Raw genomic sequence first — 19,872 nt, 5'->3', positions numbered from 1 at the left:
CCATCATTCGTATCCGCCTAAGCGAATACGTCTGGGTCGAGGAGAGGAGCGCTGGAAATGCGGTACGACCTCGCGGTGATCGGATCGGGCGGTGGTGCGTTCGCCGCCGCTATCGCGGCACGACGCAAAGGCAGGACCGTGGTGATGGTCGACCGCGGCACGGTCGGCGGAACGTGTGTGAACACCGGATGCGTGCCGTCGAAGGCCTTGCTCGCGGCCGCTGAAGCCCGCCACGCCGCGATGGATCAACGGTTTCCCGGCATCCGCACCAGCGCGGCCGAGGTGGACGCGGCGGCCCTGTTCGGCGCCAAGCGTGCGCTGGTCGAGGGATTGCGCGCCGAGAAGTACCTCGATCTGGCCGCCGAGCACGGATGGGAGATCATCCAGGGGCACGCCCGCTTCCGCGACGGCCCCCAGCTGCGCGTCGTGCGCGCTGATGGCGGGACGCTCGACATCGAGGCCGACCACTTCCTGATCGCGACCGGGTCGAAGCCATGGGCGCCGCCGATCGACGGGTTGAGCCAGGTCGATTACCTCACCTCGACGAGCGCGATGGAACTCGAGGCACTGCCCCGGTCCCTGCTGGTCCTCGGCGCCGGATACGTCGGGCTCGAGCAGGCGCAGCTGTTCGCACACCTCGGAGTCGAGGTGACTGTCGTGGCGCGCTCGCGGCTCGCCTCCGCCGAGGAACCGGACATCTCCGCCGGCATCGAGCAGGTCTTCGTCGACGATGGCATCGCCGTGCACACCAACACGGTGGTGCACTCCGTGCGCACCCAACCGGACGACGCGATCGTGGCCACCGTGTCCGGTGGCGACGGACCGCCCCGGGACCTGGCCGCCGAGCGGCTCCTGGTGGCCACCGGGCGCATGCCCGTCACCGACGGCCTGAACCTCGACACCGTGGGCGTCAAGACCGGCCCGCGCGGCGAGATCGTCGTCGATGAGCGGCTCCGCACCCACAACCCGCGGATCTGGGCGGCGGGCGACGTCACCGGGCACCCGCAGTTCGTCTACGTCGCCGGCGCGCACGGCACCCTGGTCGCCGACAACGCCTTCGACGACGCCGGACGCACGCTGGACTATCACCACCTGCCACGGGTCACCTTCACCAGCCCGCAGGTCGCCTCGGCCGGCCTTACCGAAACCCAAGCCCGCGCCCAAGGTCTCGACTGCGACACCCGGGTCCTGCCGTTGAACTACGTGCCCCGGGCTCTGGTCAACCGGGACACCCGCGGCTTGGTCAAACTTGTTGCCGACCGCCACACCGGCAGGCTGCTCGGCGCCCACCTGCTCGCCGACGGAGCGGGCGAGGTCATCGCGACCGCCGTCTACGCATTGGCGAACAACATGACCGTGGGGCAGATGGCCGAGCTGTGGTGCCCCTACCTGACCATGGCCGAAGCACTCAAACTCGCCGCCCAGACCTTCACCCGCGACGTCGCGAAGCTCTCCTGCTGCGCGTCCTGAACACCCTCACGGAAACGGAATCGAACCATTTCCCGGTAGCTCCACGCATTTACGTTGCGTCACAGCGCATCTAACTCCTGCGATGAGGCCACAGTGGACATTGATAAGCGTCTCCGGAAACGCCCCCCGCTACCTGTGCGTGTCGCGTCCTGATAGGGGCGGTCGAGCGTCTCGACCTCGTATCCCGAGCAGGGCCGATGTCCGGAGGTTCCACAGGCCGGCCGCCTCGGCGGACCCGGGGGGAGTCGGTGTCGCGCCGGTCGGCTACGCCACACGCACGGGACGAACGGCGAAGGGGAACGGCTGCGTCTCGGCCTCCTTCCGCACGCACGGTGGACGACCGAGGGGACCCGTTACTAGGTCCAGCACCACACCAACGGCGGCCTGCCGCCCTTCGGCAGCGCGGCGGCGTGCTGGGCGGTGCGTTCCAGGCCGGGCACCCGCTCCATGGTCCGGCCAAGGTTGGCCGGGTAAGGACGGACGCCGGTGAGGGATTCGGTCACGTCCAGCGCCTGCGCGGTGGTGAACTCGCGGCCCAACAGACCGGCGGTGAACGCGGTGTCCCGCCACAGCCGGTCGGCGAGCATCGGGCGGCAGTCCTGGACGATGCGGTCGTGGTCGAACGCCAACGGCGGCACCTCGTCCAGCGGGGTCCACGTCGGGCCGTCGCCGATCAGCGGGCTCGCGTCGATCGTGGACCACAGCGCGATCGACAGCGTCGGTCCGCGTGGGTCTCGGGACGGCTCGTCGAACGTCGTCAGCTGACCCGACGCCGAGATCGCTTCCTCGGGCACGCCGAGCTTGCCGGTCACCGCACGCCGCGCCGCGTCTCGCAGCCGCTCGCCCTTGCCCAGCAGCACACCGGGCAGGGCGAGCGCGCCCGCGAACGGTTCGAACGCCCGGGGAGCGACACAGAGCAGCACGGCCCGCGATGTCGGGTCGAAGCGCAGCGCCAGCACGTCCACCGACACAGGGGTCGACTCGATCATGGCCCGATTCTCCCGCATCTCACCGGTGGACCGGTGTCCGCACCGCGTAGTCAGCCCGGTCCGGCCCGGCGCCGGTCACGACCACCGGCACGTCCAAGTCCTCCTCAAGCCACGCCACCGGGTCCGGCATGTCGACCAACGCCGCCCTGCGTTCGAAGAGGAACTCGGTAAGCCGAGAGGACGGCAGCGGCGCGTCGTACGAGGTGGCCACCTTGAGACCATCAGCGTCGAGGTGCGTCACCGCCAGCGCGTCCACGCCACCGCACGTGGCCACCGCGTACCGCAGCAGCACGGCGTCGAGGTGCCCCGCCCGCCACGCTCCCTGGTACTCGCCGGTGCCGTTGTGGCGCTCCGGGAACCGCGCCCGCACGCCGTGATCCTCAGTCGGGAGCGGCCCCGCGCCGTGGCGGGTCTGGTACGTCCTGGTCACGCCGATCACCGTGGCGCAGCGGTGCCCGAGCAGGCTCCGGGCGTTGTCCGGGGTCACCGTCGACCACGTCGTGTGCGGGTGGAACCCGTGCCACTGGTCGAGCAGCACGCCCTGGGCGCCCTCGAACACCAGCCGTCCACGATCGGCGAGCCTGCCGACCTCGTCACCGGTCGTCACGCGGACCGCACCCGCGAAGTCCCGGTACAACGCCACCAGGTCGTCCACCGACGGGCCCGCCCCGATCAGCGGCTCGTAGAAACGGGCCAGCGCGTCGAGCTTCCGCCGCAGCACCGAGGGTTGAGCGCAGTCGCCGACCACCAAAGGCAGACCCGCAACACCGGGCACCCGCTGGTTCTCCACCGTGTCACCTGGGACTGCACCGCGCGCCGCGAGCAGCGAGTACCACACGGTCTCGCCGATGCCCTTGCCGCACGACCCGTGCCGGGCGTGGCCGCGGGCGTCCTCCCGTGTCCGGTTCGCGGCCACGTGGATCGGGGTGGTGAGCAGGGCGTCGGCGTCGATCGACAGCAGCCGCAGCGGGTCGGCGACGCCCAGCGCCGCCAACTCCTCCGACTCGCGGGCCAAGGCGATCGGTTCGACCAGCACGTGGCGGGAGAGGTGGGTCGGCACGCCCGAGAGCGTGCCGGACCCGAACTGGCTGAACGTGTGGTGCCGGTCCCCGACGACCACGTTGTGCGCGGCCTGCGCGCCGCCGTTGAACCGCACCACCGACGTCACCGGGCCGTCGTGGCACAGCGCGTCGACGACCGCTCCCTTGCCTTCGTCGCCGAACCCCAGTCCGACGACGACGATGTGCCGGTCCATCAGGTCAGCGTCACGTCGTCGGGGCCGTCGAGCAGCGGGGGAGTGGCCGACTTGGTCAGTGCCTTCCCGCCCGCGTGGACGAGCGCCTTGCCGACCGCCTCGCTCTCCGCCGCCGACCCGATCTCGGCCAGGTCCACCATCGCCTGGTCCAGGTCGACTACCCGCTCCTCCATCCCGATGGTGGCGGCGATCAGCTCGCACACCGCGCCCGGGTCGTCCAGCTTGAGGAAGTTCTGGCCGAGCAGGTCGCGCCAGTGGTCGGCGATCTGCGGGTCGTCGTAGTACGACGACTGCTTGGGAAGCACGAAGTATACGTGCCACTTGCGGCTCAGTTCCCGGTACACCGAGGCCGGGTCGATGTCCTCCTGAACGTCGTCCCCGATGAGCCTGCGGATGTGCTTCGCCTCCAGCCGCGGCTTGTTCAGCTCGTCGCCGATCAGGAACAGATAGCCCTTGCGCCCGCGCTTCTGCCACGCGTCGGTCACCACGTGCCGGGCCACGAAGTAGGCCGCGAGTTCGTACGACTCGCTCTTCTGCCCGCCGCCGTTGCCCTCCAGGAAGATGGTGCGCAGCTGCTCGTCCATCCGGTTGTCCGACTCGAACTGCCCGACTTGGAGCGGTACGTGGTCGCTGTCCGCGTCGCCGATGCCGCCGAACATCAGCTGTGGGTCGGTCAGGTAGCCCTTGCGCTGCAACAGGCCGTGCAGCTTGCCCAGCTTGCCTTGCATGATCTGCGGCACCCTGCCCATCGAGCCGGTGACGTCGAACAGCACCGCGATCGGCGTCGAGTCGGCGTGGTCGGGCGAGTCGCGGCACTCGCGCGCCACCACGCCCTTCGGGTCGAGCGACGGGTCGGCCTTCCACTCATCTCTCGGACGCGACCGCAGCGCGGCGGTGTAGCCGAAGTCGTCGATGCCCTTGGCGGCGCGGAAGGTCCGGCCCGCCGCGTAGGCGTTGTCGTCCCACTTGCCGTGTCCCATGTCAAGCTCCTGTCCTGGGTAGCGCGAACGGGCGGAAGGTCCGTTCGCCGTAGAGTTCTTCGAGCAGTTCGTCGTACTCGGTGAGCAGGTCGGCGGCGTCGGGCCGGCGGTCCGGGTTGTCCTGCGCGCACCACCGCGCAAACGCACGCTGCCTGGGTTCGTTGTCTGCCACCATGTCCAGCATCAACGTGTGTGCCATGTGGACGTCTGTGGCGGCGGCGACCGGTCGTCCGCCGAGGACTTCCGGCGGGTAGGCGATCGTCTTGGCGGTGGCCAGGAGCCGTTCGCCTGCCGTGACGCCGAACGTCCAGCCTGCCAGCACGATCCCGTGCTGCTCCGGGTGTACCAGCACGTTGTCCGCGACGATCGCGCCGTGCACCAGGCCGATCCGGTGCGCGCCCGCGATCGCCCGCAGCAGCCTGCGGTGCATCCACGCGTAGTCTCGGCCGTCGAGCCCGCGGGGGAACGCCCGGCGCACGTCCGCCAGCGTCACGAACCCGTCCACCAGCGGTTCCAGCACGGTGAACGCGCGCTCGCCGCGCCCCACGTCGCCGGACTTGTCGACCAGTCGCGGGTAGTAGGGCCGGAGCCACCGGTGGTGGTCGGTGAGCTGGTCGAGTCGACGCAACGCGTCCCACTCGGCGTGCAGCAGCGGGTTGAGCGCGGGGTTGCGCACCACCTTGACCACGTGCGGGCCGTCGGTCCGATAGACGTTGGCGACGCTGCCGACCGCGTGCCGGTCGGAGATCCGGTAGGCGGCGCGTGCGGTGCGCAGTTCGACCGGCGTCGAGTGGAGCCAGTGGTGGTGCAGCCGGGTCAACTCCGCCGACGCCGCGTGCGCCCTGGTGTCGCCCGGGCCCACCCGGTCGGGGTGCAGCACGGCCGCCAACGCCCGGAACAGCCGCTGCACCTCCTTCTTTCGGGTCGCGTCGAACGGACCGAACAGGCCAGCCGGTGAGCCTGCCCGTTCGACCCGTTCGAGCGCTTCATCCCTGGTGAACATAGTTTGAGTCTACTGGACTCAAATTAACGGTGGGGTCGAACTGGAGTGTGTCCCCGGTCACGTTAGCCGGCTATCTGGGTGGCGGCGGCTTTGGTCGGCACCGCGTGGACGTGCGGTCAACCGTAGGGACAGAAGGAACTATCGACCGGCTACCGTCAGTTCCCTGATCGAATATCCGTAGTTGGTGGCGCGGTGGTTGCCCTGGATGCCGATATAGCGCGTGCGCAGGCCGTCGAGGGGGATGAAGTCGTGGTCGCCGTCGCCGGAACCGGTGTGGTGGGCGCTCGCCCAGGTGGTGCCGGTCCAGTGGATGACGTTGTAGTCGGTGGCGTAGCCGTCCTCCCAGGACACCTGGACGCCGTTGACGGTCTTGGTGGTGCCGAGGTCGACGTAGAGCCACGACGGGTAGGCGCTGGCCCACCGGGTGCCGTGGTCGCCGTCGACGGCGTTGGGGCCTTGGTACGCGGTGCTTTCCGTCGAGGAGACGGGTCACCGGGCGGTTGAGGGCGAGGTTGGTGTCGCCGGGCTTGCCGATGGCGTAGTCGCGCAGCGGCGGCTCCTGGGCCACCCAGGGCGCGGTGAAGATCGCCATGAGGACGTCGTCGAACAGGTCGAGGTAGGTGGTCTTGGCGGACTGGTCGACGCCGTCGACGTCCTGGGTGTGCTCGACGGCGGGTCGGCGCCCCGGTGGCCACAGGTCGGTGCTGGTGGTGCCGGTCCGCCGGTCGATGACGAGACGGCGTTCGCTGATCTCGGCGAGGCGCAGTGAGCGGCGGCGGCCCTGCGGATCGTCCCTGGCCATCGCGCAGTACCGCCGCTCAAGCCCGACGAGAGCACGATCGACCCGGCACGGTCCCGACACCCCACCACAGCCCGGCTGACCCGGCCAGAGAAGGCGATCGGGCCCGCGGGCCCGGGAGGAGACCTTCGTCCCCGTCCGGGCCTGACCCGTCAGCGCAGCAGGTCCTGGTAGCGGGCAATCTGAACCCGAGCCTCCAGTTGCTTCGCCGCGCGGAGCACGACGTCCACGGCGAAGATCACGCACATCAGGATCGCCACCCCGGCGAACGGGAACCGGGGCGCCGCGCCGATCACCACGAGGCCGAGCTCCACGACCAGCGCCGCGCCCGCGAGATACGCCGCGCCCGCGCGCGCAAGCCGCGTGTGCACGTAGGCGAGGTACTCCTCGGTCGGTGGGCCGGGGCGGATCCCGGGAATGAACCCGCCTGTCCTGGCCAGTTTGTCGGCGACCACGTCGGCGCGGAACTCCAGCCCGATCCGGGCGAAGGACAGCAGGCCGACCAGGACGGTGTAGGCGGCCAGGCGCACGGGGTGCGTCTCGGCGGCCCAGCCCGCGCCGAACGCGGCCGGGATCGCCACCAGGCACCCGGCTAGCAGGATCGGACCACCGTGCTGCGTCGCGCGCAGCGGCACGTAGCTGGGCGTGACGCCGTGCGGCAGGCGGGCCGCCATCCGCCGCTGGTACTGGATTGGCACCCGGCGCTGGGCCTGGGCGACCAGGATCGTCCCGAACGCCACGGCCGCCACGACGACCACGGCGACGGGGACGGCGATGAAGCCGTGGTCGTCGACCGCCCGGGACAGCTCCCGCCACGCCGTGGCCAGGATCTGGGTCAGCAGCAGAACCTGGAGGCCGTCGCCAAGCCCGCGCGTCGAGATCACGTGCGCGAGCACCAGCGCGACGACCGTGCCCGCCGTGCTGATCAGGACCACCACGCCCAACGCGAGCCCGCCGCGCCCGGTGAGCACGGCGACGCCGTGGTTCGGCACCCCCGGGAACACCTGCCCCGTCGACGCGCCGAACCACGCGAGGGCAACCGCCCCGGCGATCCCCAGCACGATGGCCACCGCCCGAGTCCGGCGCGCGAGGACGCGCGCGCCTTCGTCGCCTGCGGCCTTGAGGGCGCGCAGCCTCGGACTCACCACGATCGCGTACCGCATGAGAAACGGTGCGGCGACCAGCGGCAGCACGCCGAAGGTGATCACCGACCAGGACAGGACGCCACCCGCGAGCAGGTCGACCAGCCAGTACAGCGGACTGTCCACAGAGGACGACACGGTGCGCGCCGCGGTGTCGGTGAACGGCAGCGGCAGCGCCTGGCCGACCCGGAACCCGACCACCGCGAGCAGCGTCACCGCGACCCGGCCCGCCACCACCCGGTAATCCCGCTTGCGCTCAGCCACGACCAAACGCTGACATGATGGCCATAATCTGGATTAGGGTCATAATCTGATCTTAGCGGCCAAGCCCGACTGGAGACTGCCGCGCGGTCGTGGAAAGCGCCTAAAGCAGGGCGCATTTGCGCCAGTCGGAGTGGCCACGTCGATCCAGGGTCTGGATGCCCAGACTCGGATCATGGCAGGGCGACTGGCCAAGTTCACCCGTGACGGGCTCACCTTCGACGTCGTCGACCGCGGCCCCATCGGCGGCGAAGTCATCGTGCTCCTGCACGGCTGGCCGCAGACCGCCTCCGAGTGGGATCGCGTGACGCCCCTGCTGCACGAGCGCGGCTACCGGACGGTCGCCCCCACCCAGCGCGGGTACTCGCCCGGCGCTCGCCCGCGCCTGCGCCGGGACTACCGGGTGAGTGAGCTCGTCGGCGATGCCGCCGCGCTCGTCGACGCGATCGGGGCCGGTCCGGTCCACCTCGTCGGCCACGACTGGGGATCAACGGTCGCCTGGGCGATGGCCGCGCGCAACCCGGCGATGGTCAGGACGCTCACGTCCGTGTCGGTGCCGCACCGGATGGCGTTCATCCGGTCCATGCTCAGCAGCACCCAGGCGATCCGCTCCTGGTACATGCTGGCCTTCCACCTCCCGTGGCTCCCCGAGCTGGTCTTGCGGCAGCGCGGACAGCTGGGCCGGAGACTCGCCGGAACCGGCATGGACGACGAGCAGATCGCCCACGTCCTCGACGAGGTTCTCGACTCGGGCGCGCTCACCTACAGCGTGCACTGGTACCGCGCGATGTTCCTGACGAACCCGTTGCCGCGGGCCGGAATGTCCTTGGGCCGACAACGCATGCCGCGGGCACCCGCGACCGGTTCATCACCTGCCGCGCGGCGGACCTCGCCGGACGGTACGTCACCGCCGCGTACCACCTCGAGGTCCTCGACGCGTCCCATTGGATCCCCGAGGAGAAGCCCGCGGAACTCGCGGCGATCATCGCCGCGAGGGCGCGGTCCGCTGCCCCCGCTTGAACACTGGGTCGACCCGCCGGGTGCCCGCAGTCGTCGACGGCTTTGCTCTCGATCCACAAATGGTCGGACGGGGCGAAGCGCCGTTTTGGACCGCCATGGCCGCGCCTGCATAAATCTGCTCCATCCTGTTGACTCCTGATTGAAACGGGCAGAAACTGTGCAGAAATGTGCAGACACGGCGGATGGGAGTGCAGGCCATGACGGATCTTGCCCTGGCGGCTTGGTGTGTTGGCGGCCCCACCAGTGCTATGCCCGCCCGGCCGCTGTCGACCGACCAGGAGCTGTCCTGGGTCGACGGCGCCGCGGGGCGGCTGCACGTGACCCGCTGGCGGGACGGCCGGCCGGCGCACTACCTAAGCCTTGCCGTGGACGCGCCACTGGTGGCGGCTGTGCCGATCGCGGGTGGTCTGGGGTGGGTCGGTGTGGCGGGCACGCAGGTGCTGGCGCTGCGGCGGGACGGTGGGCTGGTCGCGGTCGGCGCCGCGCAGGACGTGCTCACCGATGCCGCGTGCGATCCGCTGGGCAGGCTGTGGGCCGTGGGCGGCGGCGTGCTCTACCGGTTCACCCTCCGCGGCACGGCCATCGCGGTCGATGCGGGGGTGGGCGGCGGGCCGTCGTGGAGCCCCGGCGGCGACCTGCTTTACCACGCCGTTCCCGGCGGGATCGCCGTGCGCGACTTCGACGTCCTCACCGGCGAAACCGGCGCGCCGCGGACTTTCGTCGATCTCGACGGCGACGCCGTAGGCCTGGCCGTGGACGCCGACGGCGGCGTCTGGGTCGCAAGCGGCGATGCGTGCGTCCGCGGGTACGGACCGGACGGTGCGCTGAGCACGGTCGTGCGCGTCCCGGTCAGCGGCGTCACCGGCTGCGCGTTCGGCGGCCCGGACCTCGCGACCCTCGTCATCACCACCGCCCGCGGGCCGGAACCCGACGCGGGCAGGCTCTTCCTCTGCGAACCAGGGGTCCGGGGCCTGCACGCCTCGACCTACGTCGGCCACACCGGGCGCGGCTACGGGTACTGACCCGTTCAGACCTCCGCGGCGATGCCTGCGACCGTGGTGGTGGACGTCGTCGTGTTGTTGGTGATGTCGGCTTCGGTGCCCGCAACCGACAGCGCGGTGCGCGCGGAGACCTCACCCGACACGTGGCGCTCGATCCGCACCCGGATCAGCACCGGCGGGAACGACTCCCCGGCCGCCACGGTCCGCCTCGACATGGCCGTGACCCTGTTCCCCGACACCGAGCAGCTCCACCCGTCGCCCTCGACGGACTCCGCGGTGATCCCCGATGGGAGGACGTGGGTCAGGCTCACCAGCTTGTCCGACTGGGCGTGCCCCGCGCCGGCGCTCACCACCAGCGTGTAGGTCCCGGTGCCGCCCGCCACCCACGGCCCGTCCCTCGTCGACTCCACCGTCAAATCCGCGACCGACATGGCTGCTCCTTCGTTGTCGGCGCCATGATCTCCGACCTGGCGTGGCGGCAGCGTGGCGGGGGCCCGGATGTCCGACAGGCGGGACATGTCCGCTGCCCAGTGGCGCGGTGGCGCGAACGACTTGTCCCCTCAACCGCAGGCCAAGGGGACCGCAAAGCAAAGCGCCCGGGGAACCCACTCATCGTGGTTCCCCCGGGCACTTGCGCCGTGGGATAAATCCGGGGAGGCGGACCTAGTCGGTGCCGGACTCCATGGCGGCGGCGTCGAGCAGTTCGTCGGTCTCGGAGTCCACGCCGCGGGAGGCGATAACCTCCGCGCCGCCCTCGGGCATGGTGCCGATCAGGTTGGTCGGCACCGGGGTCGGGATCAGCATCGCGTGCGCGCCGCCGACCATGCCGATGCGGGCGTAGTGCTCCAGCTTGGCTCGCGAGTCGGCGATGTCCAGGTTGCGCATGGTCAGCTGGCCGATGCGGTCGCCGGGGCCGAACGCGGTGTCCTCGGTGCGCTCCATCGACAGCTTGTCCGGGTGGTAGCTGAACGCCGGGCCGGAGGTGTCGACGATGGAGTAGTCCTCGCCGCGGCGCAGCCGCAGCGTGACCTCGCCGCTGATGGTGGTGCCGACCCACCGCTGCAGCGACTCGCGGATCATCAGCGCCTGCGGGTCCAGCCAGCGGCCCTCGTACATCAGCCTGCCCAGGCGCCTGCCCTCGGCGTGGTAGGCGGCCAGCGTGTCCTCGTTGTGGATCGCGTTGACCAGCCGCTCGTAGGCCGCGTGCAGCAGCGCCATGCCGGGCGCCTCGTACACGCCGCGGCTCTTCGCCTCGATGATCCGGTTCTCGATCTGGTCGGACATGCCCAGGCCGTGCCGTCCGCCGATGGCGTTGGCCTCCAGCACCAGGTCGACCGCGGAGCCGAACACCTTGCCGTTGATCGACACCGGGCGGCCCTGCTCGAACCCGATGGTGACGTCCTCGGGGACGATCTCCACCTCGGGGTCCCAGAACCGCACACCCATGATCGGCTTGACGATCTCGATGCCGGTGTCGAGGTGTTCCAGCGACTTCGCCTCGTGCGTGGCGCCCCAGATGTTGGCATCGGTGGAGTACGCCTTCTCCACGCTGTCGCGGTAGGGCAGGTCACGCTCGAGCAGCCACTCCGACATCTCCGTGCGGCCGCCGAGCTCGCCGACGAACCCGGCGTCGAGCCACGGCTTGTAGATCCGCAGGGACGGGTTGGCCAGCAGGCCGTAGCGGTAGAACCGCTCGATGTCGTTGCCCTTGAACGTGGAGCCGTCGCCCCAGATCAGCACGTCGTCCTCGAGCATCGCCCGGACCAGCAGCGTCCCGGTCACCGCGCGCCCGAGCGGGGTGGTGTTGAAGTAGGTCCGCCCGCCGGAGCGGATGTGGAACGCGCCGCACGTCAGGGCCGCCAGGCCCTCCTCGACCAGGGCCTCGCGGCAGTCGACGAGGCGGGCGATCTCGGCGCCGTACGCGGTCGCGCGGTCGGGCACGGAGGCGATGTCCGGCTCGTCGTACTGGCCGATGTCGGCGGTGTACGCGCAGGGCACCGCGCCCTTCTCGCGCATCCACGCGACGGCGACGGAGGTGTCGAGACCACCGGAGAACGCGATGCCGACGCGCTCGCCGGCCGGGAGGGAAGTCAATACCTTGGACACAATGGAAGAGTATGCACTCCACTGGATGGCTATGCAAATCGGGGGTCGTCGCAGGTCAGCGTGAGCGCGGCCCCGAAAAGCGCGGCACTACGTCTCCATTCCCTTGAGGCGTAACAGGTTGCGTACCCGGTTGTTACCCGGGTGGACCAGGTTCGAGTCCTGGCAGGGGAGCCGCGCCCAGCCGAGGCCGGGGGCTTGGGGGAACGCGCTGGGCGCAGGCGATCCTTGCACGATCGCCCGGGAGGGTCCGATTCCCTCGGATCTACGAGTTCGAGGTGTACGGCACCTGATCGCGGCGGACCTTGCGCGGAACCTGGCTTCGGTGTCAGGTTCCGCAGAAGGTCTGATAAGTCGTGCCGAAGTCGACCGGGGCGGGGGTGGCGTACCGCTCGCGGTCGGGGCGCTCGTCGTACGGGTTGGTCACCGCGTCGAGGAGTCGTTCGAGCGGTCCATGCTCGCCCCCGGTCGCGGCGGCGAGCGCTTCCTCGACGAGGTGGTTGCGGGGGACGTAGGCGGGATTGACCCGCCGCATCACGTCGGCGTCCGGTTCCATGGCCCGCCAGCGGGCCAGCCAGTCGTCGATCCCGGCGAGGTCGAGGAACAGTTCCCGCACCGGTTCGGCGTCGCCGTGGACGGCCCCGGCGAGGCGGCGGTAGACGGACGTGTGGTCGACGTGGTCGGCCTGGAGCAGGGTGAGAAGGTCGTCGACCAGCGGTGAGGTCACCGCGTCGTCGGACACACCGAGTTTGGTCCGCATACCGGTCGACCAGGCGTCGTCGTACTGCTTGCGGAACGCGCCCAGCGCCTCGACCGCCAGCGCGATCGCCTGCTCCTCCTCTTCGGCGAACAGCGGAAGAAGCGCTTCGGCGAGTCGCGCAAGGTTCCATTCGGCCATGGCGGGCTGTTGGCCGTAGGCGTAGCGCCCGGCGTGGTCGATGGAGCTGAACACGGTGGCCGGGTCGAACGCTTCCATGAACGCGCAAGGTCCGTAGTCGATGGTCTCACCGGAGATCGTCATGTTGTCGGTGTTCATGACCCCGTGGACGAAGCCGACGAGCATCCACTGGGCGACCAGGGACGCCTGGGCGGCGACCACGGCCTCGAACAGCGCGAGAGGGGGGCGCTCGGCGTTCGCGGCGGCGCGATGGTGCCGGGCGATCGCGTGGTCGGCGAGCCGGCGCAGGAGGTCGACGTCGCCCGTGGCCCGGGCGTACTGGAAGCTGCCGACTCGCAGGTGGCTGCTCGCGACCCGGGCGAGCACAGCACCCGGCAACAGGGTCTCGCGGCGCACCGGCTGTCCGGTCGCCACGACGGCAAGGGAACGGGTCGTGGGGACGTTGAGGGCGTGCATGGCCTCGCTGATGACGTACTCGCGCAGCATCGGGCCGACCGCTGCCAGACCGTCGCCGCCGCGGGAGAACGGCGTGCGCCCGGATCCCTTGAGGTGAAGATCGCGCGGCAGGCCGTCGGCGTGGACGAGCTCGCCGAGCAGCAAGGCACGCCCGTCACCCAGACGCGGGGAGTAATGCCCGAACTGGTGCCCGGCGTAGGCCTGGGCCACCGGAGTCGCGCCGTCGGGAACGTGGTCGCCGACGAGCACGCGCACCCCTTCGGGACCGCGTAGCCAGGCGGGGTCGAGGCCGAGTTCGGCGGCCAGTGGGTCGTTGAGCACGAGCAGGCTCGGCGCGAGAGCCTGCTCTGCCTGCCAGGGAAGAGCCATCTCCGGGAGCGCGCGGGCGAACTGGCTGTCCAGGGTGACGGTCGGCGGCGGGGTGATACTCACGCCACCCACGGTACGTGGCGTCGGCGGGCTTGCCGAAAGCGCGCCCGCGGTCACTTGGGCTGGGCTATCGCGATAGGACCACTGAAGCCGTTGGCTACAAACCCGGTATTCAATCCGGCGATCCGCACCACGGCGGCGTCATCAGCGTGTGGTGGTGACTGCCGTGGTCAGTGGTACTGATCGGTGGGGGACTCGTGGTGGTTGTCATGGTCGTGGCGGCCGACGGGGGAGTCGGAGCCTCAGCGAAGGCGCTGTAGCTGAACCAGATCGTGGCCCCGCTCTTGGGCTGGGTAGCGGTGACCATCCCCCGGACCGGGCTGCGGTCGATGACCCACACGAAGGACAAGACGGGTTCGATCTTCGGTTCGAAGAGCACGGTCCGAGCGGACGCGTCCGAGGGCATTGGCAGCCTCACCGCGCAAATCACCGCCGCGCTGCAGGGCAGCCCGGCGTCGGGGCGGCTCTCGGTCACCGACGTCCCGACGAAACTGGATTTCCAGATCACGACGTACTTCTTTGCCGTGTCGGCCTCTACGACCGTTTCGCGGGCCGGATCTTCAGCGCCACCGAGGTTTCCCACGGCAAGCCCGCGCCGGACCTTTTCCTGCACGCGGCCGCCAAGATGGGCGTCGCCCCGTCCGCGTGTGTCGTGGTGGAGGACAGTCGCTTCGGTGTCCAGGCAGCTCGCGCCGCAGGCATGCGCTGCCTGGGCTATGCGGGCGGCGTCACCCCCGCCGAGCGGCTCGAGGGGCCGGAGACCACCGTCTTCCACGATATGCGGACCCTGCCTCACTTGCTGCGGAAAGTCGCCTGACTGGCCAACGGCGGTCAGGAGGGGAGCGCGGCCCGGAAGGCGAGTCCGGTTCCGCTGACGTGCAGCGGGCCGCCCGCGGCGGGAATGAACAGCGCTTCACCGTGGCGCAGGGGCTCGTGGGTGGAGCCGCGTTCGACGGTCAGTTCGCCTTCCAGGCACAGCAGTGCGCCCGGACCGGGCTCGGTGATCTCGATCGTGCCGCCTGCCGGCTGGAGTCGGGTGAGTTGGAACTGGGCCGCCGCGGTGGGGAATAGGTCCTCACCGTTGCGCAGCCGAACCGCGGTCGTCAGCTCGGGCGTCGACGGGGTGAAGTCGGCGACGGCGCGGAGTTCGGCGATGTCGACGTGCTTGGCCGTCAGCCCGCCGCGCAGGACGTTGTCGGAGTTGGCCATGATCTCGACCGCGGTGCCGCGCAGGTAGGCGTGGATCGTTCGGGGTCGGGTGAACAGCGCCTGGCCGGGTGCGAGCGTCACCAGGTTCATCAGCAGCGCCATGACGACCCCGGGGTCCCGCGGGTGCAGCGAGGCCAGCCGGCGGGCCCACACCAGCTCGGCGGCGTCGGCCTGGCTCGCGCGCACCTCGACCACCAGCGCCGCGCGGTCGGTTTCAGGCCAGCGCGCCAGTGCCGTGACCGCCGCCCGCGGTCCGCCGTCGAGCAGCACGTCCGCCACTTGACGCAGCCGGGCGCCGCCCGCGGCGGTGAGCAGGTGCCATGCGCGATCGGAGAACCCGCACAGGGCTTCGAATTCGGTGAGCGCGTAGACGAGTTCGGGCTTGGGCCAGGCGTCGTTGTAACTGCCGCGCGCGTGGCCGGCGCGGGCCTGGTCGGCATCCGGGTGGACCTGAATGGACAGTGGGCGCTCCACCGCGAGGACCTTCAGCAGGAACGGGAGCCGGTCGGCGTCGGGTCCGATCATCGGGACCGGGTCGTCCGCGATCACCCGGTCCAGCGGTCGGCCGTCGGGCAGGCGCGACGGGGCCACGGGGTGCGCGCCGATCCACAGTTCCGCTTCGGGCCCGACTGTCGGGCGGCCGAGCAGCGCGGCCAGCACGGTGCGCGAGCCCCAGTCGTAGGCCCGGACCGGGTTGACCAGCCGCAGCAGTTCGCTCATGGCCACCTCCGGATGACAGGTCGCGCGTCCCGGATCGATCCCCGGGACGCGCGACGGCGGCTCACTTGGCGAGTGGGGACAGCTTCGGGTCGGTGGCGTACGCCTGCGCGGCGTTGGCCTTGGTGACGATCACCGGCGGCAGGAGGAACGACGGGACGACCTTGACGCCGTTGTCGTAGGACTTGGTGTCGTTGACTTCCGGCGTGCCGCCGCCCTGCAGGGCCTTGACCATCTTGATGGTCTCCGCGACCAGCTTGCGGGTGTCTTTGTTGATCGTGGAGTACTGCTCGCCCGCCATGATCGACTTGACCGACTCCACCTCGGAGTCCTGGCCGGTGACGGTCGGGAGCGGCTTGCCCGCGCCCTTCACCGAGGTGAGAACCGCGCGGGCGAGGGTGTCGTTCGGCGACAGGACGCCGTCGAGGGTCTTGCCGCCGCTGTAGGTCGAGGTCAGCAGCGAGTCCATGCGCTGCTGGGCGGCCTCGGCCTTCCAGCCCTGGATGGCGGTCTGCTTGACATCGGACTGGCCGGAGCCGACGACGACCTCGCCCTTGTCGATGAGCGGCTTGAGGACGTCCATCGCGCCGTTGAAGAACACCGCCGAGTTGTTGTCGTCCGGTGATCCGGAGAACAGCTCGACGGTCCACGGACCGGTGGCCTTCTTCGCCTTCATCCCCTCCAGCAGCGCCGTGCCCTGCAGTTGGCCGACCTTGAAGTTGTCGTAGGCGATGTAGTAGTCGACGTCCGGCGTGTTGGTGATGAGTCGGTCGTAGGCGATGACGACCGCACCGGATTCCTTGGCCTGCTTCACCTGGGTGGACAGCTGGGCCGCGTCGGTCGCGCCGATGACGATCACCTTGGCGCCCTTGGTGACCATGGCGGAGATCTGACCCTGCTGGTCGGCGACGGTGGTCGACGCGCCCGCGTACTGCACGTCGGACTTGAAGCCCGCCTCCTTGAGCCCGTTGGTGAACAGGTCACCGGCGAGGACCCAGTTCTCCGAAGTCTTGGACGGCAGCGCGACACCGATGAGGGCGTCCGCGGCGAAACCTTTGGCAGGCGCGTTCGCGCCGCCCTGGCCCTCGCGTTCGGTGGAGCAGGCGGTGGCGCCGAGCGCCAGCATGGCCGCGGCGCCGACCGCGATTGTCTTGGTGAAGTGGTTGCGCATCTTGAGGTCTACCTTTCTTGGTTACCGCTGGAGGTGGGCACGTCAGGCTGGGGCGGTCTCGCGAACCGGTTCGCTCGGCGACGCGACGGGCGGTGGCTCTGAGCGGCGGAACGGGCGCATGATCGAGTCGAGGACCGAGAAGCGGCCCTGGCTCTTGTTGTAGACGTCGAGCGCGACGGCGAGCAGCAGGACCAGGCCCTTGATGATCTGCACCAGGTCGGCGCCGACCCCCATGAGCTGCAGGCCGTTGTTGAGCAGGGCCATGACCAGGCCGCCGACGATCGAACCGCTGATGGTGCCGAGACCGCCGGAGACCGCGGCCCCGCCGATGAACACCGCGGCGATCGCGTCGAGCTCCCAGCTCAGTCCGTCCTGCGGGCCGGAGGCGGCCGACCGGGCCACGAAGATCATGCCCGCCAGTGCGGCGAGAACCGACATGTTCATCATGACAAGGAAATTGACTCGCTTGAGCTTCACGCCGGACAGCTCGGCGGCGCGCGCGTTGCCGCCCACCGCGTAGATGTGCCTGCCCGAGACGGTGTTGCGGGTGTAGAACGAATACGCGATCACCAGCGCGCCCAGGATGATGCCCGACACTGGAAGGCTGGTGCCGACCCGCCCGCCCGCGAAGCGCAGCGTGGCGAAGACGATGACGCCGAGCATCACCGCGAGGCGCACCCCGGAGATCCACAGTGGAGCGGGCATGGCGCCCAACTCCAGGCGGGTCCGCCGTGAACGCCACTCCCGCCACCCGACGGCGACGCAGGCGGCGAGGCCGAGCAGGAGAGTCAGGTTGTTGTACCCGGTGCTTGGCCCGACCTCGGGCAGGAAGCCCGCGCCGATGGCGCGGAAGCCCTCGGGGACCGGCACCGTGTCGGCGTTGCCGATGAACTGGTTGCCGCCGCGGAACAACAGCATGCCCGCCAGTGTGACGATGAACGCGGGCACTCCGATGTAGGCGACCCAGAAGCCTTGCCACGCGCCGATCACCGCGCCGACGAACAGTCCTAAGAGGATCGCGAGCGGCCAGGGCAGGTCGTAGTCCCGCATCGCTTTGGCGACCACGATTCCGGTGAACGCCGCGATGGAGCCGACCGACAGGTCGATGTGCCCGGCGACGATCACCATCAGCATGCCGATGGCGAGGATGAGGATGTAGGAGTACTGGCTGACGACCGCGATGAGGTTGCCTGACGTCAGGGTGAGGCCGTCGGTCAGGACTTGGAACAGCAGGATGATCGCCACCAGGGTGAAGATCATGCCGAACTGGCGGCTGATGGACGTGGTTCCTCCGAAGAGGTTCTTCTTGAGGTCTTGGTATGTGCTCATGAGATCGACATCTTCTTGTTGGTGGTCATCTGTTTCATGAGGAGTTCGGGATCCGCGTCGGCGCGCGCGACCTCGCCGGTGATGGTTCCCTCGAACACGGTGTAGACGCGGTCGCACAGGCCGATCAGCTCCGGCAGCTCCGAAGAGATGACGACGACGCCTTTGCCCTGCTTCGCCAGGCGCTGGATGATCGCGTAGATCTCGTACTTGGCGCCCACGTCGATGCCTCGGGTCGGCTCGTCGAGGATCAGCAGGTCGGGATCGGTGAACATCCACTTGGCCAGCACGACTTTCTGCTGGTTGCCGCCGGAGAGCTTGGTGACGTCCACGTCGACGTCCGGAGCCTTGATCCGCAGACCGCGGCGGTACTCCTCGGCGACCCGGTGCTCCGCGACCCGGTCGACGACTCCGCGTCGGGCCACTTTGGACAGTTTGGCCGCCACGACCGAGGTCTTGATGTCGTCGAGCAGGTTGAGCCCGATCGCCTTGCGGTCCTCGCTCACGTAGGCCATGCCGTGCCGGATCGCGTCGGCGACGGACTTGACGTGGATCTCCTTGCCGTCCTTGTGGACGCGGCCGCCGAGCCAGACCCCGTAGGACCGGCCGAACAGGCTCATCGCGAGTTCGGTGCGTCCGGCGCCCATGACGCCCGCGAAGCCGACGATCTCGCCGCGGCGCACGGTGAAGCCGGAGTTCTTGCACACCATCCGCTCGGTGGAGATCGGGTGGCGCACCGTCCAGTTCTGGACCTCGAAGAACACCTCGCCGATGTCGGGGGTGTGGTCGGGGAAGCGGCTGCTGAGTTCGCGGCCCACCATGCCGCGCACGATGCGGTCCTCGTCGACCCCTTCGGCGCGCAGGTCGAGTGTCTCGATGGTCCGGCCGTCGCGCAGGATCGTGATGGAGTCGGCGATCGCCTCGATCTCGTTGAGCTTGTGGGAGATGATGATCGAGGTGATCCCCTGCCGCTGGAACTCGCGCAGCAGGTCGAGCAGGTGCCGCGAGTCGGCTTCGTTGAGCGCCGCGGTCGGCTCGTCGAGGATGAGCAGCCGCACGTCCTTGGCGAACGCCTTGGCGATCTCGACGAGTTGCTGCTTGCCGACGCCGATGTCCTTGACCAGGGTGTCGGGGTCCTCCTTGAGGCCGACCTGCGCCATCAGCTCGAGGACGCGGCGCTGGGCGCGCTTCCAGTCGATCGCACCGCGCCTGCGCGGCTCGTTGCCCAGGAAGACGTTCTCGGTGATCGACATCCCGGGCACCAACGCGAGTTCCTGGTGGATGATGACGATGCCCGCCTGCTCGCTGGCCCGGATGTCGCCGAAGCGGACCTCCTCGCCCTGGTAGACGATCTCCCCGCGGTAGGTGCCGTGCGGGTGCACGCCGCTGAGCACCTTCATCAGCGTCGACTTCCCGGCGCCGTTCTCCCCGCAGACGGCGTGGATCTCGCCGGTGCGGACCACCAGGTCGACATCGGCCAGGGCGGTCACGCCGGGGAACGTCTTCGTGATCGAGCGCATCTCGAGCAGAACCGGTGCGCTGGGGCCGAACCATCCGATTGACATCAACCTCTCCCGTCGCTCGGGACTTCATGTCCTGCGGGTTACAGCGAGTGGCGAGGACTGTAAATCCATTTGATTTAC

Annotated in this window: 18 protein-coding genes, 1 tRNA gene and 1 pseudogene; 6 read left to right on the top strand and 14 right to left on the bottom strand. The window is 69.7% G+C overall.

Annotated features, from left to right (window positions below):
- The first annotated feature begins 57 nt into the window (after positions 1 to 57).
- Positions 58 to 1,470 carry a mercury(II) reductase gene (gene merA, locus ACUZ2Y_RS04815; protein ID WP_476327284.1) on the top strand — a complete coding sequence of 471 codons (1,413 nt, stop codon included), beginning with the start codon at positions 58 to 60 and terminating at the stop codon, positions 1,468 to 1,470.
- 356 nt (positions 1,471 to 1,826) lie between these two features.
- On the opposite strand, the gene ACUZ2Y_RS04810 is transcribed toward merA, so the two are convergent.
- The 5 genes and pseudogenes from ACUZ2Y_RS04810 to ACUZ2Y_RS04790 form a co-directional block, all read right to left on the bottom strand.
- The gene (locus ACUZ2Y_RS04810; protein WP_476327282.1) at positions 1,827 to 2,459 is read right to left on the bottom strand and encodes an NUDIX hydrolase; all 633 of its coding nucleotides are present in this window, start codon (positions 2,457 to 2,459) and stop codon (positions 1,827 to 1,829) included.
- A 19-nt stretch (positions 2,460 to 2,478) separates the two neighbouring features.
- The gene (locus ACUZ2Y_RS04805; protein ID WP_476327280.1) at positions 2,479 to 3,714 is read right to left on the bottom strand and encodes an adenylosuccinate synthetase; all 1,236 of its coding nucleotides are present in this window, start codon (positions 3,712 to 3,714) and stop codon (positions 2,479 to 2,481) included.
- Positions 3,714 to 4,694: a hypothetical protein gene (locus ACUZ2Y_RS04800; protein WP_476327278.1), complete on the bottom strand. Its 981-nt coding sequence runs from the start codon at positions 4,692 to 4,694 to the stop codon at positions 3,714 to 3,716. Before ACUZ2Y_RS04800 ends, ACUZ2Y_RS04805 begins: the two co-directional genes overlap by 1 nt.
- Position 4,695: 1 nt before the next feature.
- Complete coding sequence (locus ACUZ2Y_RS04795; protein WP_476327276.1) at positions 4,696 to 5,697, bottom strand: protein kinase family protein; 1,002 nt, start codon at positions 5,695 to 5,697, stop codon at positions 4,696 to 4,698.
- 138 nt (positions 5,698 to 5,835) lie between these two features.
- A pseudogene (locus tag ACUZ2Y_RS04790) lies at positions 5,836 to 6,120 on the bottom strand (discoidin domain-containing protein); the annotation flags it as partial.
- Between the two features lies 1 nt (position 6,121).
- Here ACUZ2Y_RS04790 and ACUZ2Y_RS04785 point away from each other — a divergent pair.
- Entirely contained in the window at positions 6,122 to 6,466 is a 345-nt protein-coding gene (locus ACUZ2Y_RS04785) for a hypothetical protein (protein WP_476327274.1), read from the top strand.
- 182 nt (positions 6,467 to 6,648) lie between these two features.
- Here the strand turns inward: ACUZ2Y_RS04785 and ACUZ2Y_RS04780 are convergent, their stop codons facing one another.
- Positions 6,649 to 7,902 (bottom strand): preprotein translocase subunit SecY, encoded by a 1,254-nt coding sequence (locus tag ACUZ2Y_RS04780; RefSeq protein ID WP_476327272.1) that lies wholly within the window; start codon positions 7,900 to 7,902, stop codon positions 6,649 to 6,651.
- Between the two features lie 172 nt (positions 7,903 to 8,074).
- Here ACUZ2Y_RS04780 and ACUZ2Y_RS04775 point away from each other — a divergent pair, with 172 nt between their 5' ends.
- Complete coding sequence (locus tag ACUZ2Y_RS04775; protein WP_476327270.1) at positions 8,075 to 9,058, top strand: alpha/beta fold hydrolase; 984 nt, start codon at positions 8,075 to 8,077, stop codon at positions 9,056 to 9,058.
- Positions 9,059 to 9,116: 58 nt separating this feature from the next.
- Positions 9,117 to 9,941, top strand: coding sequence for an SMP-30/gluconolactonase/LRE family protein (locus tag ACUZ2Y_RS04770; protein ID WP_476327268.1), 825 nt, complete (start codon positions 9,117 to 9,119; stop codon positions 9,939 to 9,941).
- Between the two features lie 5 nt (positions 9,942 to 9,946).
- Here ACUZ2Y_RS04770 and ACUZ2Y_RS04765 read toward each other — a convergent pair whose 3' ends face one another.
- Positions 9,947 to 10,351, bottom strand: a complete 405-nt coding sequence (locus ACUZ2Y_RS04765) for a hypothetical protein (protein WP_476327266.1) — start codon at positions 10,349 to 10,351, stop codon at positions 9,947 to 9,949.
- A 232-nt stretch (positions 10,352 to 10,583) separates the two neighbouring features.
- The gene (argG, locus tag ACUZ2Y_RS04760) at positions 10,584 to 12,026 is read right to left on the bottom strand and encodes an argininosuccinate synthase (protein WP_476327264.1); all 1,443 of its coding nucleotides are present in this window, start codon (positions 12,024 to 12,026) and stop codon (positions 10,584 to 10,586) included.
- 99 nt (positions 12,027 to 12,125) lie between these two features.
- Between argG and ACUZ2Y_RS04755 the strand changes: the two genes are divergently transcribed.
- Positions 12,126 to 12,197: transfer RNA gene (locus tag ACUZ2Y_RS04755), tRNA-Asn, on the top strand.
- 154 nt (positions 12,198 to 12,351) lie between these two features.
- On the opposite strand, the gene ACUZ2Y_RS04750 is transcribed toward ACUZ2Y_RS04755, so the two are convergent.
- Positions 12,352 to 13,809, bottom strand: a complete 1,458-nt coding sequence (locus ACUZ2Y_RS04750; RefSeq protein WP_476327262.1) for a protein adenylyltransferase SelO — start codon at positions 13,807 to 13,809, stop codon at positions 12,352 to 12,354.
- A gap of 109 nt (positions 13,810 to 13,918) precedes the next feature.
- The gene (locus tag ACUZ2Y_RS04745) at positions 13,919 to 14,419 is read right to left on the bottom strand and encodes a hypothetical protein (RefSeq protein ID WP_476332163.1); all 501 of its coding nucleotides are present in this window, start codon (positions 14,417 to 14,419) and stop codon (positions 13,919 to 13,921) included.
- Between ACUZ2Y_RS04745 and ACUZ2Y_RS04740 the strand changes: the two genes are divergently transcribed.
- The gene (locus tag ACUZ2Y_RS04740) at positions 14,363 to 14,623 is read left to right on the top strand and encodes an HAD family hydrolase (RefSeq protein ID WP_476331604.1); all 261 of its coding nucleotides are present in this window, start codon (positions 14,363 to 14,365) and stop codon (positions 14,621 to 14,623) included. The two genes, ACUZ2Y_RS04745 and ACUZ2Y_RS04740, sit on opposite strands and share 57 nt — an antisense overlap.
- Before the next feature lie 14 nt (positions 14,624 to 14,637).
- On the opposite strand, the gene manA is transcribed toward ACUZ2Y_RS04740, so the two are convergent.
- The 4 genes from manA to mmsA all read right to left on the bottom strand — a co-directional run bounded on the left by manA (position 14,638) and on the right by mmsA (position 19,794).
- Positions 14,638 to 15,735, bottom strand: coding sequence for a mannose-6-phosphate isomerase, class I (manA, locus tag ACUZ2Y_RS04735; protein WP_476327260.1), 1,098 nt, complete (start codon positions 15,733 to 15,735; stop codon positions 14,638 to 14,640).
- A 61-nt stretch (positions 15,736 to 15,796) separates the two neighbouring features.
- Positions 15,797 to 16,903: a substrate-binding domain-containing protein gene (locus tag ACUZ2Y_RS04730; RefSeq protein WP_476327258.1), complete on the bottom strand. Its 1,107-nt coding sequence runs from the start codon at positions 16,901 to 16,903 to the stop codon at positions 15,797 to 15,799.
- 42 nt (positions 16,904 to 16,945) lie between these two features.
- Positions 16,946 to 18,232: a multiple monosaccharide ABC transporter permease gene (mmsB, locus tag ACUZ2Y_RS04725; RefSeq protein WP_476327256.1), complete on the bottom strand. Its 1,287-nt coding sequence runs from the start codon at positions 18,230 to 18,232 to the stop codon at positions 16,946 to 16,948.
- Entirely contained in the window at positions 18,229 to 19,794 is a 1,566-nt protein-coding gene (mmsA, locus tag ACUZ2Y_RS04720; RefSeq protein ID WP_476327254.1) for a multiple monosaccharide ABC transporter ATP-binding protein, read from the bottom strand. The genes mmsB and mmsA overlap by 4 nt, the downstream gene beginning before the upstream one ends.
- Between the last annotated feature and the right edge of the window lie 78 nt (positions 19,795 to 19,872).

The sequence above is a fragment of the Actinokineospora sp. UV203 genome (genome assembly GCF_056323665.1).
This window is presented reverse-complemented; position numbering and strand designations above follow the sequence as displayed.

Excerpts from the sequence above, each read along its gene's own strand:
- ACUZ2Y_RS04805 (WP_476327280.1), bottom strand. The coding sequence starts at position 3,714 with ATGGACCGGCACATCGTCGTCGTCGGACTGGGGTTCGGCGACGAAGGC.
- mmsA (WP_476327254.1), bottom strand. The coding sequence starts at position 19,794 with ATGTCAATCGGATGGTTCGGCCCCAGCGCACCGGTTCTGCTCGAGATG.
- ACUZ2Y_RS04770 (WP_476327268.1), top strand. The coding sequence starts at position 9,117 with ATGACGGATCTTGCCCTGGCGGCTTGGTGTGTTGGCGGCCCCACCAGT.
- ACUZ2Y_RS04800 (WP_476327278.1), bottom strand. The coding sequence starts at position 4,694 with ATGGGACACGGCAAGTGGGACGACAACGCCTACGCGGCGGGCCGGACC.
- ACUZ2Y_RS04765 (WP_476327266.1), bottom strand. The coding sequence starts at position 10,351 with ATGTCGGTCGCGGATTTGACGGTGGAGTCGACGAGGGACGGGCCGTGG.
- ACUZ2Y_RS04795 (WP_476327276.1), bottom strand. The coding sequence starts at position 5,697 with ATGTTCACCAGGGATGAAGCGCTCGAACGGGTCGAACGGGCAGGCTCA.
- merA (WP_476327284.1), top strand. The coding sequence starts at position 58 with ATGCGGTACGACCTCGCGGTGATCGGATCGGGCGGTGGTGCGTTCGCC.
- ACUZ2Y_RS04730 (WP_476327258.1), bottom strand. The coding sequence starts at position 16,903 with ATGCGCAACCACTTCACCAAGACAATCGCGGTCGGCGCCGCGGCCATG.
- ACUZ2Y_RS04775 (WP_476327270.1), top strand. The coding sequence starts at position 8,075 with ATGGCAGGGCGACTGGCCAAGTTCACCCGTGACGGGCTCACCTTCGAC.
- manA (WP_476327260.1), bottom strand. The coding sequence starts at position 15,735 with ATGAGCGAACTGCTGCGGCTGGTCAACCCGGTCCGGGCCTACGACTGG.
- mmsB (WP_476327256.1), bottom strand. The coding sequence starts at position 18,232 with ATGAGCACATACCAAGACCTCAAGAAGAACCTCTTCGGAGGAACCACG.
- ACUZ2Y_RS04810 (WP_476327282.1), bottom strand. The coding sequence starts at position 2,459 with ATGATCGAGTCGACCCCTGTGTCGGTGGACGTGCTGGCGCTGCGCTTC.